Annotated in this window: 8 protein-coding genes and 2 pseudogenes; 3 read left to right on the top strand and 7 right to left on the bottom strand. The window is 65.0% G+C overall.

Features of this window, described 5'->3' with window-relative positions; translation table 11 throughout:
- Positions 1–3 precede the first annotated feature (3 nt).
- Positions 4–9,400: pseudogene (gene bcpA, locus SY91_RS09525) on the bottom strand (contact-dependent inhibition toxin BcpA).
- Positions 9,401–9,612: 212 nt separating this feature from the next.
- Here bcpA and SY91_RS09520 point away from each other — a divergent pair.
- Positions 9,613–9,798: pseudogene (locus SY91_RS09520) on the top strand (phosphatidate cytidylyltransferase); the annotation flags it as partial.
- Between the two features lie 42 nt (positions 9,799–9,840).
- On the opposite strand, the gene SY91_RS09515 reads toward SY91_RS09520, so the two are convergent.
- On the bottom strand, positions 9,841–10,644 hold the full coding sequence (locus SY91_RS09515; RefSeq protein WP_023475554.1) for a hypothetical protein: 804 nt from the start codon (positions 10,642–10,644) through the stop codon (positions 9,841–9,843).
- A gap of 51 nt (positions 10,645–10,695) precedes the next feature.
- A complete protein-coding gene (locus SY91_RS09510; protein ID WP_023475553.1) occupies positions 10,696–11,451 on the bottom strand; it encodes a hypothetical protein in 756 nt (251 codons plus the stop codon).
- A 117-nt stretch (positions 11,452–11,568) separates the two neighbouring features.
- On the opposite strand from SY91_RS09510, the gene SY91_RS09505 reads away from it, so the two are divergent.
- Positions 11,569–11,700 carry a hypothetical protein gene (locus tag SY91_RS09505; protein WP_023475552.1) on the top strand — a complete coding sequence of 44 codons (132 nt, stop codon included), beginning with the start codon at positions 11,569–11,571 and terminating at the stop codon, positions 11,698–11,700.
- Between the two features lie 54 nt (positions 11,701–11,754).
- Here SY91_RS09505 and SY91_RS09500 read toward each other — a convergent pair whose 3' ends face one another.
- The 3 genes from SY91_RS09500 to SY91_RS09490 are packed head-to-tail and all read right to left on the bottom strand — an operon-like array spanning position 11,755 to position 14,763.
- Positions 11,755–12,066, bottom strand: a complete 312-nt coding sequence (locus tag SY91_RS09500; RefSeq protein WP_023475551.1) for a hypothetical protein — start codon at positions 12,064–12,066, stop codon at positions 11,755–11,757.
- Positions 12,066–13,424 (bottom strand): acyclic terpene utilization AtuA family protein, encoded by a 1,359-nt coding sequence (locus tag SY91_RS09495; RefSeq protein ID WP_043887085.1) that lies wholly within the window; start codon positions 13,422–13,424, stop codon positions 12,066–12,068. The genes SY91_RS09500 and SY91_RS09495 overlap by 1 nt, the downstream gene beginning before the upstream one ends.
- Positions 13,425–13,464: 40 nt before the next feature.
- Positions 13,465–14,763, bottom strand: a complete 1,299-nt coding sequence (locus SY91_RS09490) for a CitMHS family transporter (protein ID WP_006476273.1) — start codon at positions 14,761–14,763, stop codon at positions 13,465–13,467.
- Between the two features lie 97 nt (positions 14,764–14,860).
- Between SY91_RS09490 and SY91_RS09485 the strand changes: the two genes are divergently transcribed.
- A complete protein-coding gene (locus SY91_RS09485; RefSeq protein WP_023475548.1) occupies positions 14,861–15,757 on the top strand; it encodes a LysR family transcriptional regulator in 897 nt (298 codons plus the stop codon).
- Between the two features lie 37 nt (positions 15,758–15,794).
- Here SY91_RS09485 and SY91_RS09480 read toward each other — a convergent pair whose 3' ends face one another.
- Positions 15,795–16,385 carry a flavin reductase family protein gene (locus SY91_RS09480; RefSeq protein ID WP_023475547.1) on the bottom strand — a complete coding sequence of 197 codons (591 nt, stop codon included), beginning with the start codon at positions 16,383–16,385 and terminating at the stop codon, positions 15,795–15,797.
- Position 16,386: the final 1 nt, after the last annotated feature.

The raw sequence follows: 16,386 nt of genomic DNA, 5'->3' as shown, positions 1-16,386 counted from the left end.
ACCTTATTTTATCTTCACAAGTGTTGCACCATTAGAATTAACACCCGTAACGACCTTTACAAGTTTGCCACTATCAATTGCCTTCTGGATCACGTCGGCGGTTGCCCTTTGATTTGCATCTCCACTTCGAAGACGGGCAACTGCGCTATCAATCCATCCATCAGTCATTTGCGTTGGCAAGCTACCGGATGGGCCATTAAGCTGGACCGATCCGTTCGCGTTCAATGGCTTGACTTCGTTGATATATACCGTGTCACCCTTGATGTAGACGCCGTCAAAGCAATTGACGCCACACTTACCATCCAGTGGAGTAAAGCCGTTGCGCACGAAGTAGTTGTTCGCCACATATTCACGGGCCTGCCCCTGCAAATCCTTCGACGGCAGCTGGTCGAGTTGTGATAGCACGCCTTGTTCCGCGGTATTCAATTTCACCGGCATGCTCTCCATCGTTACCTTGCCAGTGCTGATGAACCCTTTGCCCGTCGGATTCACCGGCCCCGCCAACCAAACATCAATCGACTCACCCACGCGGGCGACCGTCGACGCGATCTTGTTGGTTAGGATACCGCCGATGACCGTTTCCTCGATCGTGTAATCGGGTTTCACGGAGCCGTTTTGCGTGGCGAAGGAATCCACTCGACTCTGGTCGCGCTGGCTTCCGCCCGGCACGATAGAGTCGGGCAGTGTACCCAGGGTATTCAGATACGGGTTCGAACGTTGCGCAGGCGTCGCGCTGAAATACGTCTCCGGCGAACCGGCAGAAAATATGGGCGAACCGCGTACCAGAATCGGCTTGCCCATATACTGCGACAACATGTCTTGCGCTGTCTGAAGGTTCGCCAGGTAAGAGCTGAGGCCTCCCATTGCGCCTTCGCTGGTCGGATTGTTCGCCGTCTGGATCAGCGTCTGGAGATACGCCATGTTTTCCTTGTTGGCGGTGTCGTCGACCATTCCCTTCGCCGCGCGCTCGAGCATGTCGGTCCAGTAAGTCGTTGCCTTCGCCACGCAACTTGAATCGCCGCGGCATACCGCCTGCGCCTTTTCCTTCGCGAGCTGCTCGACAACCTTCACCTCTTCTACGTGAAGCTGCCGATTGTAAAGCTCGTTGTTGACGGCCGACCCTGCACCGGCCAGCGCACCGGATGCCCCCCACCAGCGACAGCGCCAGCCGCCGCACCGCCCGCCGTCGCCACGATCTCGTTCAACGCATTCCGCGCGGCGGCTTGCGCGCTCAGCGGCAACTGGCTCACAGTCTGATCGATGATCGGCTGCGCCAGGGACTGCAGTACATCACCGGCCAGTGAACCCGCGACCGCTCCGCCGATGTTGCCACCCGACAGCGCTGCCCCGATCGCCGCCACTGCGGCGTGCAGCGCGTCGCGACCCGCACCGCCTTCGCCGAACAATGCCTTCATCTGCGGGCTGCTGTTTTCCAACTGAGTCGCCGCTTCCGCCACCGCGAACGTCGCGACCTTGCCGAACGCCTGCGCAAAGGCCATATTGTTCTGGACCTTCTGCAGGTTGAATGTGTTCTCCACCGTCTGGTTCGCGTTCGCGGTGTCGCGCGACAGCCCGGCCGTGCTGTCCGTGCCGTTCTGTTCATCCGACTTCACGACGATCTTCGCCGGGCTCACCGCGGCGTGCGTGACGCCGCTCGCGCTATCACCCGTCTGTGCAAAGCTTGGGCCGCCCGACGTCGAAAAACCTTCCGACGATCCCGAATACGACATCTTGTTCTGGATGTCGGTAAATCCGAGGCTACCGGTCGTCAGCGTATTGCTGTCTGCCGGCGCCGCGCTCGCGATCTGTGCGCCGTTGAGCTGTGTATGGCCCGCCACGTTGACATCAAACCCTTCCTTGCCAGCCACGATGCCGGTTTGCTGGTTCACCGACGCATAATTCGCGTCGATGCTGGTGTGGCCGATCGATGCGTCAACGCCGCCACCATAGCCGAATGTAAAGCTGCCGCTGACGCCCGTGTTGTGCTGGTTGCTGCTGTAATTCGACGTATCCTGAAGGCTCGTCATCGTCAGGTCGCCGCCGACATCGACCTTGACCTTGTCGCCTGAAACCTTGGCGCCCGACAACGTCGTGTCACCGCCCGACTTCATCGTCAGCGTGTTGCCAGCCGCCACCGTCGTATTGGTTTGCGTGACGCTGTCGCCGTTGCCCTGTCCGTGCGAGTTCGAGCCATTCGCGAAGACGCTGATCCCCGTATTCTTGCCCACACCGATCGCCACGCCTGCATTCCAGCCGGTCGAACTGTTCGAGCTCGTACTCTGTTCGGTGCTCTGCGCACTTTGCAGCGTGATCGCGTTGTTGGCGTCGAGCGCGACGTTCTTGCCGAGCACTGACGCTCCGGTCATCGCAATGTTTCCGGTGCCCGCCTGAGCATTTCCGTTTGCGTCCGGCGTGCCGGTCGCCGTGATGGAGACGTTGCCGTTGCCGATGATTGACGAACCTTTCGCGCTCGAGATCGATGCCGTCGCATTGCTGCTGCTATGGCTCGACCCGATGCTGAGCTGTACCTGAACGCCCTTGGCAGCTTCGCTCACGTTCCCGTTCGACAGGGCATTGGCCGCGTCCTTGATCCCGCCGCGGTTCTGGTAAGCCTGTTCGGCAGCCGCCACGGCCTGTACTGCAGCGAGGCGCGAATCGCCCGACTGCTGGCCTTGGCGGACGGCGCCTGCCATCGACTGTCCGAGTCCGACCAGGCCGCCGCCCAATCCGACACTCAAACCCGACTGGCTGAACTGCTGCGACTGCGCGTCCTTGTAGGTGTCGTACGCGGCATTTACCGTCACGTTTTGAGCGGCGATTCCGACATCCCGGCCTGCCACAATCGTGCTACCGGTAATCGTGGCATCCTTTCCGGCCTGGATCGTGACATTGCCCTGCGATGACCCGATCACACTCCCCTTATTCGTCACCGAGCTGCTTTGGTCTTGCTGCGCGGCCGAGCGCGAACCTACCGTCACCGACAAACCACCATTCGTCAGAAGACCCGATTCCTTCTTGTCGAAATAGCTGGACGATTGAGTCGTGTCTTGCGAGGTCGTGATGTTGACGTTGCGCGTCGCCTGCAACGTCACGTCGTTCGTGCCAACGACGTTGCTGCCCGCCACGTTGATGTCGCGGCTGCTGACGATGTTGACGCCGTCGGCCGACACCGTGCTGCCCTGGCTGTAGGTTGCCGTCTGGTCGATCCCGCTGGCGACCTTCACGCCGCTTACGACATTGCTGTGGCTGTGCGTTTCGTGCGAATTCAGCTCGTGCGTCTCGGTTGCCGCGCCGATATTCACATCGCCGGCCGCCATCAGGTTCGCATTGCCTTTATCCAGGCTGACCGTGCTGCCGCTGATCGTGAGATCCTTGCCCGACGCCAATGTGACGGTATCGCCACCCTTGAGCGTCGTGCCGGTCAGCGCCTGATCGGACGTGTGCAACGTCTCCGCGTAGCTGCCATGGCTATCGCTACCCGAACTGTTGCTGTTCACCGTCGACGTCGTGCTCGCCGCGCCGAGCGTCACATTGCCCTTGGCCGCGATCGTCCCCCCTGGCCGAGGTCGATCTGCGCGCCGCGCGCGGCCAAATCGCCGCCGACGCCGATGCTCGATTGTCCGCCAACGCTAACGGAGCTCCCGACCACCTTGTTGATGTCGGTATTCGACACGCCGTTCGCCCGCTGCACGATCTTGTGCTCGCCCGTCTGCACCGCACCGAGATCCCAGTTGCCGCCGACGTTCATCCCGAGATTGCCGCCGACCGACAGGTTACCCGCGTTCTGCTGGAAGTTGCCGCCGGTGACGATCGACGCATTGCCCGCGACGTCCAGCTTCGCAGTCGGCCCGAGGGTGGTCACGACGCTCGTCGCACCGTCGCGGCTCACGCGCGTGTTCGTCTTCGTCGCCGTATCGAGAATCAGGTCCTTGCCGGCATCCAGTTGCAAACTGCCGGCCTTCACGTTCGCCGACGTCAGATCGATGTTGTTCTCGGTCTTCAGCGACATCAGCCCGCCGCTTTGCAGCGCGCCGAATGCGTTGTCGATCTGCTTGCCCTGGATCGCCAGCGTGTTGTCCGCCTTGATCGTGCCGCTGTTCGTGAACGACTGTGCGTTCTGGAAATCGATATTCGTCGCGCTGATCAGCGGGCCGTTGACATTCTGCTGGTTCGCCTGCGCGAGATACACGACCGGAACGAGCACCGACTGCCCGTCGACCACCCGTGTTTCCATCATGATCACGTTGCCGGTCAGCTTCGACACCTGCTCGGCCGACAGGCTCGCGCCCATCGGCAAATCGAGCGACTTCGACAGATCCGCACCTGCCGTCATCAACGACTGGTACATCGTTTGCAGATCCGCGTACGGCCCCAGCACCGCCTTGCCGGTCAGCGCCGTCACCTGGTTGCGCACGAGCTGCTGCTCATAGAAGCCGTCACCAAGCCGCTTCGGAATATGCGTGAGATCAACGCCGAGCTGTCCGAAGAAGTAGTCGCTCGAAATGAAGTTCTTCTGGTTCGTGAACGCCGGATTCGTCTCGATCACGTAGTTCGCATTCGGGGCGGTAGTCGGCCGGTAGAGCCCGCCCTGCGGAATCGTGAGGTTGTTCAGCACGTTCAGCGCCGTCGCACTGGCGATGATCGGATTGACCGGCGCCGGCGGACCGCCGTGCACGGACGATGCACCCGATTTCGCGCCGCTCGCGTTACCGCTCAGGTTGGTGGGCGTGAGGCCTGGCACCGACTGTCCCGGCAGCAAGCCGAGCGACGGAATCGATGCGTTGCCCGCCGTATTGCTAACGCTGACGCCCGTCCCCGAGATCGTGCCGTTGGAACTCATCGTCGAGAAGTAGCCCGGCAGCGTGTAATCCTTGATCGACGCCGGTGCCGCCTGCGTGTAACCGCCCGGACGACCCGTCACGAACGGCGCGTTGCCGAATGGCAGTTGCCAGTCGTGTTCGGAATTGTCGTAGTTGTTGTAGTGATACTGCCCCGAGTAGGAAACCGTCACGCCCGGCAGTTTCTGCCCGGACGCCGCCCAGCCGTCGGCGTCATAGTGCGCCGGCATCTTGATGTCGCCGACCGCGGCGATGTTGCTCCAATAGTTTTGCAGCGTGCCGACCGACGACGCATCGATCTTGCCGCCCGACACGATCTGCGCGGCCGGGCTGATGTCCGTTACCGTCGTCGCCGTCGCGCTGTCCGCATAATAGGTCGTGAACTGATACGTGCTGTTCCACTGACCGCCGTGAGGTGGCTCGGTGTAGACGCCGCCGATGCTGTCCGGATCCTTCACGCCAACCTGGCCAGTACGGCCGCTGATCGGAATACCGAACTGGCCGAGCAGCGATGGATCGATCGAACTCGTCGAGGTCTTCATCACGCGGCGCGTGCTCGTGATCTTGTCCGCATGCAGTTCCATGTCGCCGCCGGACTGAATCAGCGCGGACACGTTGTTGACGAGCGCCGCATTCGTGTAGTTGCCGCTGGCGTCCTTGCCGCCTGCCAGCACGACCTTGCCCATGCCGAAGATCGCCGTCGTCGCCATCGAATCGGTCGCGGTCGCGTCATCGCGGTTTTCGATGTCGTGCGCGAGGATTTCCAGCGTACCGTTGCTGTCCGATGCACCGATCAGCGCAGTCGGCCCGAGGTTCGAGATCGTATTCGTCGCGTTGAGCGAGGCACTGGCGCCCACGAGCGCGCCGGTATTAATCAGGTTGGTCGATTGCGTGTGCAGCAAGCCGCCAGCAGTCAGGGCGCCCACGTTGACGATGTTGCCCGCGTTGACGCTCAGGTTGTTGACTGATTGCAGGTTCGCGTTGTTCGTGAAAGTGCCGGGCAGCGTGAAGGCAAGATCGTGACCGACGTTGAACTGGGTGCCGGCCGTCGCCGTGTAGTCGCCCTGCAGATTCACGTTCGCGTCGTGCGTTGCGCTGTAGGTGCCGCCACCCTGCAGCGTGGCCGCCGTGACCGACAGGTCGTGCGTCGAGCTGATCTGACCGTTCGTGTTGGTGATCGCACCGGTCGTCGTAACGTTCACGTCGCCGTTCGAATTCGTGACATTGCCGATCGTGCCGCCGCTGTTGTCCAGGGTGTTGCCTTGAACATGCAGCGATGCGCCGCTGATCTGACCGCCTTGCGTGTTGCTGATCGACGCGGCGCTGACCGTCACATCGCCGTTGCCGGTAATCGCGCCCATGCCCGCTACGCCGCCGGCGTGACTGTTGGCGATCTGGCTGCCGCCTTGCACCGTCATCTTGCCCGCGCCGAGGTCGACAATGGCGCCGTCCGCGTTGTCGATCGAGGCCGATTGAATGTCGAGCGTGCTGGTGTCGCCCGCAACCGATTGCCCGGCCTGGATGTGGCCACCTCGGTTTGATAGAGCGCCGCCGTTCTTCAACGACAGCGACGCGTCCGATCGCAGCAGGCCCTGCGCGTTGTTCACGTCACCCGCAATCGTGGCGTTGATGCCGCGCTGCGCGGCGAGGATACCGCTCGCGTTGTTCCAGGTCGCCGCGTTGACGATGGCTTGCCCCTTCGTCACGATGGTGCCCGACGCGTTGTTCAGCGCGCTCGATCCATTGCCCGGCGCGATCGTCAGCGTGCCGGTGCCGGCATGCGTAATGGTGCCGCCTGCGTTGTTCAACTCAGCCGGCGTGAGCGTCAGGTCCGTGCTGTTGGTCTGGATCACGCCGGCGGCCGAGTTGTCAAGTGTGCCGCTGACGTTCATCCCCATCGCTGACGATCCATACTGCGTGATCGTACCGCCGTGGTTCACGAGGTTCGCGGCCGCCAGCGCAAGCTGATTGGCCTCGAGCTTGCCGCCGCTGTTGTCGAGCGTCGAATCGGCGGTGACCGACAGGTTCGGCGCGACGATCGAACCGCCCTGGTTCGTCATCGAGCCGGTGTGGATCGTCGCGTTCGCGCTCGCGCCGATCTGGCCACCGTCGTTCGCGAGCGTACCGCTGGTGACGCTCAGATCCGTGTTCGACAACAGCTTGCCGCTCGCATTGTTCAGCGTGCCGGCGACGGTTGCCATCAGTCCGTTCTGCGCGTTGATCGAGCCCGATGTGTTGTTCAGCGCGCCGGTTTGCGCGACGACGCGCCCGTTGCTCGCGATCGAACCGCCTACGTTCGACACCGAGCCTGAACCGTTGCCGAGCGTCAGCGTGCCGTTGCCCGCATGCGTGATCGTGCCGCCATCGTTGACAAGCGCGGCAGGCGCGAGCATCAGATCGGTACTGTTGGTTTGCAGCGTGCCGCCATTCGAGTTGTCGAGCGTGCCAGACACGTTCACGCTCATCGCACCGGCGCCGGTCTGCGTGATCGTGCCGCCGTGGTTCACGAGGTCGGTCGTGTTCAACGACACTTGGCTCGCCTGCAAGGTGCCCGCGCTGTTGTCGAGCGTTGTTCCACTGATCGTTGCCGTCTGGCCGGCGATCGAGCCGCCGTTGTTGACCAAGCGCGCGCCCGCGTCGACGGCCACCTTTTGCGCAGCCTGCAGCGTGCCGCTGCCGTTGTCGACCGACTGGCCCGATACCCGCAGATTCGTGTTGGATGTAATCGCGCCGCGATTGACAACGTTTGCGCCTTGGACCGACACATCGCCGTTGCCGCCGATCACGCCGCCTTGCGCGCCGTTCGCAGTGGTGCCCGCCGCATTGGTCAACTGGCCGCTCGCCGTCACCGACAGGCCATCACCGTTGAGCGACGTAATTCGGCCCGCCGTATTATCCAGCGACGCACCGGCCACCGTCATGCCGGCCGCGCTTTGCAGGGTGCCCTGGTTGTTCGCGATGGCGCCGCCACGCACGTCAGCCGTGCTTTCGGATACCAGTTCGCCGGACTGGTTGGCGATCTGGCCGGCCACGTTGACCGACAGCGGCCCCTGCGACGAAACCTTGCCGCCCTGGTTCGACAGATTGCCGCCGGTCAGCGTCGTGCTCCCACCGCTCGACAGGTTGCCGTGATCGTTGATCACGGTACCCGATGCATTCGCTTGAATAGCGCCTTGCGCGCTCGTCGTCGCGTTCGACAGGTTCACATCGCCGGCCGTCGCGTTCAGCGACAGATTGCCGTTCGCCGCCGTCTGGCTGCCGGCGAGATTCACGCTAGCACCCGTCAGCGACGCATTGCCGCCCGCCACATTCTGGCCGGTCGCGGTCAGTTGGCCCAACGCACTCAGGTTCAGGTCGCCGCTGTGCGTGACGGAACCGTCGTTGTTCACGCCGGCGCCGAGCGTGCCGGTCGAGTTGACGCTGCCAGCGTTGACCGTTGTATTTTGCTGCGCTGCGAGCGTGCCGGTGTTCGTAAGATCGGCGCTTGTGCTGGCCGACAGCGATTGCTGCGCGTACGTGGTGCCGCTATTCTGGATGCCGCTGGCGGCCGACAGCGCGAGGTTGCCGCTTGCCGTGGTCTTGCCCGTGAGCACGAGCCGGCCATCCGATTGCAGCGTCAAATCGCCTGCCTGCGCCGCGATCGTCCCGGCATTCGCGACGCCCACGCCTGCGGAGTTGCCAACCAGAAACACCCTATTGGCATACATGCCACCTAACTGAGCCACGTCAATCGCGACAGCCGGGGCAGGACCGTCGCCGGCAATCTGCGTCGCGGCAAGCGTGTCGTGATTAACCTGATTCGTACCGGCAATTACATTGAGATTCTTCGCGTAGACCGACGCGTTCACCTGTACCGCGCGGGCGATAATGTCTACCTGATCGGTACCGGTTGCATTCAAGCCAGCACCCGTGACGGTCACGAGCCCGCGGTTGACGTTGTATCCGGCGAGCGAGCCATCGGCGCCGTAGTACGGCACGCCAGTCGTCAAGGTTGCGCGGCTGGTATTCAGGAAGGTTCCGCCGTCCACGAAGATCCCGGACGGATTCGCCAGGATGAGTTCCGCGCGAGCGCCTGCTATCTCCAAAGCGCCGCGAATTTGAGAGGGGTTCGGACTGTTGACCTGGTTGACGATGATCCGCGCGGCCTGCCCGGCACCGTAGTTCGGGTTGCCGTTGATCCAGCCCGCCTGCTGGGTCTGAACCATCGTGGCCGAGTTGTTCAGGATCGCGCCAGCCTTTTGTACGTCGAACTGATTGTAGGTGTTGACCGATACGCCGGCGCCCGAAGGCTTGGCCACGTTGACCTGAGGCAAGCCGTTCGGCGTCTGGATCACCTGCGTGCTGGTGCCGGGCGTGGGGATGATCTGCGCATCGGACAGGGTGGGTAACATGCCGAGCGCCGCGACGCCCGCCATCACAACGCCAGCGCCAGACGTCGACGATCGCCGCCTCGCGCGCACCTCACCCGTTGCCGACTTCCCCTCGGCCGTCGCCGTCTCCGAAACGGCCACCACCATACCCCGAAGCCTGGAAAACACCAGGCGGTGCGTATTCTTGTTCATTCTCACTGACGCGGCCCGCGTCCGTTCGTTTGATTATTGAACGCGAGCTTACCGAAACCCTTGCGAACGACTGTCAAATATTGCCAAGCTGTTGAAGGAGAACCACAAATCCCGTATTTCGGACCTGTCTAATTGACGTGCACTGACGTACGACTTAGAAAGCCACCAATCGAACGAGAAGTCTCTACATCCCACGCGAATTGGCTGTTTTAATTTCGCTCGCGATCGTGATCGCCGGCTTCGTCGGCGGGCTCGTGCTGTCGGCCGTCAAACGCTCGCTCGGCACGAAGGACTGGGGCTCGATGATCGCCGGCCACGGCGGGATGCTCGATCGCGTCGACTCGATCTGCTTCGCCGCGCCGGTGTTCTTTCACTTGGTGCGCTATCTGTATGTGTGAGGCGCGGGCGGTGCGATACCGCCCGTTCCTGCGCGCGAAGGATCAGTACCCGTCGCGCAGCGCCTTCGGCACGACGTAGCGGCCGCGCGCGGCGTCGAACTTCACCGTGTAGCGTGCGTGGATCGCCTTGTCGCCGCGCGTACCGGTTTCCGTGACCATCAGCGGATAGACGTCGCCCGTGCCGGTCGTGTCCGGCGCGATCTCGAAGCGACGTTCCTCGCAGCGCGCGCGAACATGCGCGCATTCCGTCGACTCGGCATTGTCGAGCGCCTCGTCGATGCGCGCCGCCGCATGCACCAGCGCGTTGCCGTACGGCAGCCAGATCGAGCGGAAGCGTTGCGTGTAGCCCTGCCGCGTGTCGCTTTCGCCGATCACGAACCCGAACAGGTGCGGCCCGAGCCGCTCGATGCGCACCGTGCCCGGTTCGCCTCGCTCGCCCGATGCGATCTCCGTTTTCTTCGCGATCGGTTCGAGCGTCCTGCCGTCCGGCGAAGGCTGCAGCACGTACAGGTCGATCGCGCCCGGTGTCGCGTCCGAATCCATACCCGGCATCCCGTTCTGCACCGCTGCCTCCGTCTCGCCGCACATCGCGAGCAGCGTGCGCGGGCCATCCGCGGTCGCCACGCGCAGCACGCCGCACGGCGAATGGATGAAATCGCCCTCGTCCGCCTGCCAGCCCTTGCGGTCCGCACGCCAGTCGCCGTATGTGCCGTGGATGAAGGTTTTCAGTTGACGGTCGGGCTGGGCCGGCTCGGCGGCATGAACGGGCGACAGCGCGGCGAGCGCCGTGAGTGCGCCAAGGGCGGCGAGCGGCTTAAGACGGCGGTTCCGGTTCTGGAGGGCCATGACGAGATCAGTTCGGATTGATATGTGGCGAATTGTTGCAGACTCAACGGATCAAGGTTGCCGGGGCGCGATGCCGGTGCCGTCCGGCTTCAGCCGCGCGGTGCGCACCCACCCTTCGGCGATGCCGCGTGTGCGCGGATTCAGGTAGACGATCGACGTGAAGCGGCCGTACTCGGTCCGCGCATCGACGTGGTCGTGCTCGACGATGAAGAGCCCATCGATCCCGCATGCGTCGTCCGGTGCGGAAAAGAACGGTAGCCGCCCGTTGCCGATGACGACGCGCCCGGCGTCGCTGCCCATCACGTAATCGCCTTGCGCCTGCGCACGGCGGTTCAGCGCATCGCAATCGACGGCACTCTGTACCGGCGTCGCCGATACCGCGCACGTCGCCACGAAATGCGACAGCGCGCGCCGGTCGATCCTGAGCACGTCCGGCCGATCAGGATCGCGCGTGACGTCGAGCGCTTGCATCGCGTGCGTATCGAGCGTCACCCAGCCGACCGTCGCTTCGCGATTCGGCGTGCCCGGATGGTCGGGGCTCGTGAACAGGCGGATCCGGTAAACGTCGCCGTTGCGCTCCTCCACGGCGGCATGGATGTCGCGCCGGGCGAACGCGGTCTGCGGCAGTGCAGGCACGATCAGTGCCGTCAGTCGTTCGTTGCACGACGACGCCGGCGCGGCGGCGGCGACCTGCACGGCCAGCGAGCCGACACACGCGAGCGCGACGCGCACCGCGATGGCCGCGCACCGGCTTCGCCGTCCGGCCCCGCCCTTCGCGCCGGTCGGCGTTACGATCTCGTTCTTCACTCCAGGCTCCGTTCGGTACGCGCGGGAATCGACCCGCGAGGCCGTAGCGTACACGCAGGCGCGACGAGCCACATCCACCGACACCGGCGATGAACCTGAAGCGCGACATCGTCCAGCTTGCCGACCGCGACGGCGACACGCACGACAACCTGCTGCACGATCCTCGACTATCGTCGGGATCAGCACCTGCACGTCGCCGGCGAGCGCATCGCGCACGCGGACGGGCATCGCGAACTGCTGATCCCGTGAGTCCGAATGTGACTGTGAACGCGCGCCCGGTTGACTATGCACACGGTCACGCCGTCACACCGGATCCGGCACCTCGATCGCCAGCAACGCCGAACTGACCGCCTTGCCGTGCGCGTCGAGCGCGAGCGAGCGCGTGACGCCGCCGCCGAGCGCATCGCGCAGCACGAAGTTGAACGCACCAAGCGCCGGCAATTCGTGGCGCACGACGTCTCCGTGCACGATGCCCGCGAGCCACGTCTTCACCGCTTCCGCATCCAGATGCATGCACAGATGGTCGTAATGACGCGGATCGCGGCAGATGACCGACACGTTCAGCGTATTGCCCTTGTCGCCGGTGCGCGCATGCGCGAGTTCACGCAGTTGCATCAGGCCTCCACGAATGAAAACGACGGCGTCACGGCCGCGCGCGGCAGCAGCACCGACTGCACGGCGATCACCTCGCGCGTCGACTTGAACGCGCCGCCGCCGCCGGCCGGCCCGTTCGTATAGAGCGTCTCGACTTCGTTGCCGATCCGCGCGGCTTCGGCGGCGTTCGCCGTACGGCCGGCTACCCGCACGCGCACCTCGGCCGGCTCGCCGCGAACGGCCGGCGTCGCGTCGCCATACAGCGCATCGACGCCGATCAGGTCGAAGCGCAGCTCGCTCGCCGCGACGCCGGTCAGCGCGAGCCGCTCGCGAACGATGTCGAGCGCCAGACGCGCACGCGCGAGCGCGCCCGGGCCGCCGTACGAGATCTGGCCTTCGCCGATCCAGCCGTCGACGTAAGCCACCGACACCTTCAGCGTATCGGGCCGCGCGGTGCCGCGCCCGCCCGTCACGCGCACGCGATCGGCCTCCTCCTCGGTAACCGTCACGCGCGTGAAATCGGCCACGACATCGGGCTGCAGATACCGCGCCGGGTCGTGAATCTCGTAGAGCAGCTGTTCCTTGCAGGTCGCCGCGCTCACGCGGCCGCCCGCATGCGGCACCTTCGTGATCACGACCGAACCGTCGGCCGCGACCTCGCCGATCGGGAAGCCGAGCCGCGCGAGATTCGGCACGTCCTTGTAGCCGGGATCGGCGAAATAGCCGCCCGTCACCTGCCCCGCGCATTCGAGCAGATGGCCGACGACGGTCGCAGCGCCCAGCGTGTCCCAATCGTCCATCCGCCAGCCGAACGCATGGATCAGCGGCGCGGCGAACAGCGACGGGTCGGCGACGCGCCCGGTCAGCACGACGTCCGCGCCGGCCGCGAGCGCGTCGACGATCGGCGCGGCGCCGAGATACGCGTTCGCCGACACGATGCGGTCGCGATACGCGGCGACGTCGTCGCCCGATTCCTCGAACCGGAACGCGCCGCGCAGCACGACGTCGAGCACGTCGTCGCCTTCGACCGCCGCGACCTTCAGCCCCGCGATGCCGAGCGACTGCGCGATCTGCGCGGTACGCCGTGCGGCCGCGCGCGGATTCGCCGCGCCCATGTTCGACACGATGCGCACGCGTTTTACCGCCGCTACCGGCAGCACCGCCTGCATCCGCGCGTCGAGCAGCGGATCGTAGCCGAGCACCGGATCGTTGCGGCGCGCCTGCTGCGCGATCGCGATCGTGCGCTCTGCCAGGCATTCGAAGACCAGGTAGTCGAGTTGCCCGTGTTCGGCCAGTTCGACCGCGGGCTCGATCCGGTCGCCCGAGTAGCCGGCGCCCGCGCCGATGCGCACGCGCCGTTCAGGTTGCTTTGCTGTCATGTCCGTACCGTCGTCCGGCGAAATGCGCCGCCGGGAAGAATCAAAACACGCCGAGCACGACGCACGCGATCGTCATCACGATCGACGCGCCGAACAGCAGCGGAAACGTGAACTTCTGATGCTCGGCCAGCTCGATTCCGCACAACCCGACGACGAGGAACGTCGCCGGTGTGAGCGGGCTGACCGGAAAGCCCGTCGTCATCTGGCCGAGCAGCGCCGCTTGCCCGACCTGCACGGCCGGCACACCGAGCTGGCCGGCCACTTCGGCGATCACGGGCAGCACGCCGAAGTAGAACGAATCGGGATCGAACAGCATGCTGAGCGGCATCGACGCGAGACCGAGCGCCACCGGAATGTGGCCGGCCATCGACGGCGGCACGAAGCCGACCGCCGCCTGCGCCATCGCCTTCAGCATCCCGCTGCCCTGCATGATCCCGGTGAACACGCCCGCCGCGAGCAGGATGCCGGCCATCATCAGCGCGGCACGCGCATGCGCGTCGATGCGCTTTCTCTGCATGTCGACGTCGGGGTAATTCACCATCAGCGCGATGCACAGCCCGACCATGAACATGATCGCGGGCGGAATCTTCTCGCCCATCACGACCATCGTGCCGAGCACGACGAGCGTCAGCACGAGGTTGAACCAGAACAGGTGCGGCCTGCGCAGCGCCTGCTCGTCGGGCGTCAGCTCGCGTTTGGGCAGCGGAATCGACGCATCGTCGCGCGACAGGCCGAGCCGCTTCTCCTCGCGGCGCCCGAGCCAGTACGCGACGCCGAACACGAACACGAGCCCGATCGCCTGCACCGGAATCAGCGGATTGAACAGCGCCGACACCGGCAGGTGCAGCGAGGCCGACGCCCGGATCATCGGGCCCGTCCACGGCAGGAAGTTGATGCCCGCGGCCATCGACACGGCGGCGGCCAGCACGCGCCGGTCCATCTTCAGCCGGTCGTACAGCGGCAGCACGGCCGGAATCGTCACGAGAAAGCACACGGCGCCCGAGCCGTCGAGGTGGATCAGCAGTGCGAGCAGCGTCGTGCCCATCACGATGCGCGTGGGCCGCGTGCCGACTGCGCGCAGGATCCGGTCGATGATCGGGTCGAGCGTGCCGGCGTCGGTGATCGTCCCGAAATAGAGGATCGCGAACACGAACATCCCGACGACGGGCGCGAGCCCCTTCAGCCCGTCGATGACGAACTTGCTGGTGTGCAACCCGAAGCCGCCGAGCAGCGACGCGGCGATCGGCACGATGATCAGCGCGACGAGCGGCGACATCCGCTTCGACAGAATCGCGGCAAGCAGCACGACGATCGTGCCCAGCCCGAGTAACGGCAGCATCCGTGTCTCCTACCTTGTCTTTTGTTGGAGACGAGCGTAAGGTCGGCGCAGCGATAGCACAATTGAAATGATTTGATCGCAGCAATCACGAATCGTTATGGATCTGAATCTTCGCGACATTCGCGCGTTCGTCACCGTCGCGCACGCCGGCAACTTCACGCGTGCGGCCGCGCGGCTGCATCTGTCGCAGCCGGCGCTGACCGTGCAGATCCGCCGGCTCGAGGACATCGTCGGCGCACGCCTGTTCGACCGCAACAGCCGCAGCGTCGCACTCACGCAGACCGGCCGCGAGTTGCTACCGCTGTTGCAGCGCTCGCTCGACGACATGGAACGCGTGCTGCGCGATGCGCGCGCGCTCGGCGAAGGCGCGAGCGGCACGGTCCGGCTCGCGTGCCTGCCGACCTTCGCGTCGAGCGTGCTGCCGGAGCTGATCCAGTCGTTCCGGCGCGACGTGCCGCGCGCGGGCTTCGAGATCCGCGACGGCGTCGCGAGCCTCGTCACCACGCTCGTGCGCACCGAGGAAGCCGATCTCGGGCTGACCGGCGGCGATACGTTCGATGCGTCGCTGGAGGTGCTGTATGCGGGCGCCGACCGGCTCGTCGCCGTGTGCCCGAAGGATCATCCGCTCGCGCGCAAGCGCCGTGTCGGCACCGCCGACGTCGCTGGCGTGCCGCTCGTGCTCACCGCGCAAGGCACGAGCGTGCGCAGCGTCGTCGATGCCGCGCTGGAAGCGGCCGGCTGCACGCCCGACATCGCGTGCGAACCGACCTACATGATGACGGCGGTCGCGATGGTGCGCGGCGGCCTCGGCGTGACGATCCTGCCCGCGACCGCGCGCGAGGTGCACGCCGAGTCCGAACTGGTCGCGAAGCCGATCGACGATCCCGCGTTCGTGCGGCCGATCGCGCTCGTCGCGAAGCGCGGGCGCACGCTGCCGCGTGTCGCGCAGGCGTTCGCCGACCTCATGCTGGTGGAATTGAAAAAGCGCGCATGACGCGCGCTCCGGTGAGGAATGGCCGACCGTCCGACGCTTACTGCGCGTCCGGATCGACGTCGACATGGAGCGATTCGCCGATCGCATAGAAATTGCCGCCCGCGATGTAGTGCAGGCTGCGCAGCGCGGGATCGGCCGATTCGAAATACCAGTGGCCGTCGCGGAACACGCGCGTGTCGGACCACGCGGCGACCACCTCGCCGATGAACAGGTCGTAGGTTTGCTGGTTGTGCGGCTCGGGAATCAGCCTGCACGCGAGCCAGCCCGAGCAGCCGGCGACGAACGGCAAGTCGTGGCCGTCGACGTCGAACAGCGTGACGCCCGCCTCGCGCAGCTTGTCGGGCCGCTGCGCGAGGCTGTGGCTGCCGACCGCATGCGCGAGCTGCAGTTGCGCGGCCGTCGGCACCTGGATCACGAACGTGCCGCTGCGCTCGACGAGTTCGCGCGTCTTCGCGGATTTGTCGAGCACGACCGTCAGCTTCGGCGGCAGGAAATCCAGCGCGCACGCCCAGGCGGCGGCCATCACGTTGTCGACGCCGTCGTGGCGGGCCGATACGAGCACGGTCGGGCCGTGATTGAGGAGACGGTAGGCCTTGTTCAGCGCCACTGGCGCGATGTGACTGTCCATA

Source organism: Burkholderia cenocepacia (assembly GCF_014211915.1).
Lineage (GTDB): Bacteria > Pseudomonadota > Gammaproteobacteria > Burkholderiales > Burkholderiaceae > Burkholderia > Burkholderia orbicola.
Note: the sequence above shows the minus strand (reverse complement) of the source record. Positions and strands in the feature narration are given on the sequence as shown.

Bases quoted from the DNA above. Each gene is read 5' to 3' on its own strand.
- SY91_RS09485 (WP_023475548.1), top strand. From the start codon at position 14,861: ATGGATCTGAATCTTCGCGACATTCGCGCGTTCGTCACCGTCGCGCAC.
- SY91_RS09495 (WP_043887085.1), bottom strand. From the start codon at position 13,424: ATGACAGCAAAGCAACCTGAACGGCGCGTGCGCATCGGCGCGGGCGCC.
- SY91_RS09480 (WP_023475547.1), bottom strand. From the start codon at position 16,385: ATGGACAGTCACATCGCGCCAGTGGCGCTGAACAAGGCCTACCGTCTC.
- SY91_RS09515 (WP_023475554.1), bottom strand. From the start codon at position 10,644: ATGGCCCTCCAGAACCGGAACCGCCGTCTTAAGCCGCTCGCCGCCCTT.
- SY91_RS09490 (WP_006476273.1), bottom strand. From the start codon at position 14,763: ATGCTGCCGTTACTCGGGCTGGGCACGATCGTCGTGCTGCTTGCCGCG.
- SY91_RS09500 (WP_023475551.1), bottom strand. From the start codon at position 12,066: ATGCAACTGCGTGAACTCGCGCATGCGCGCACCGGCGACAAGGGCAAT.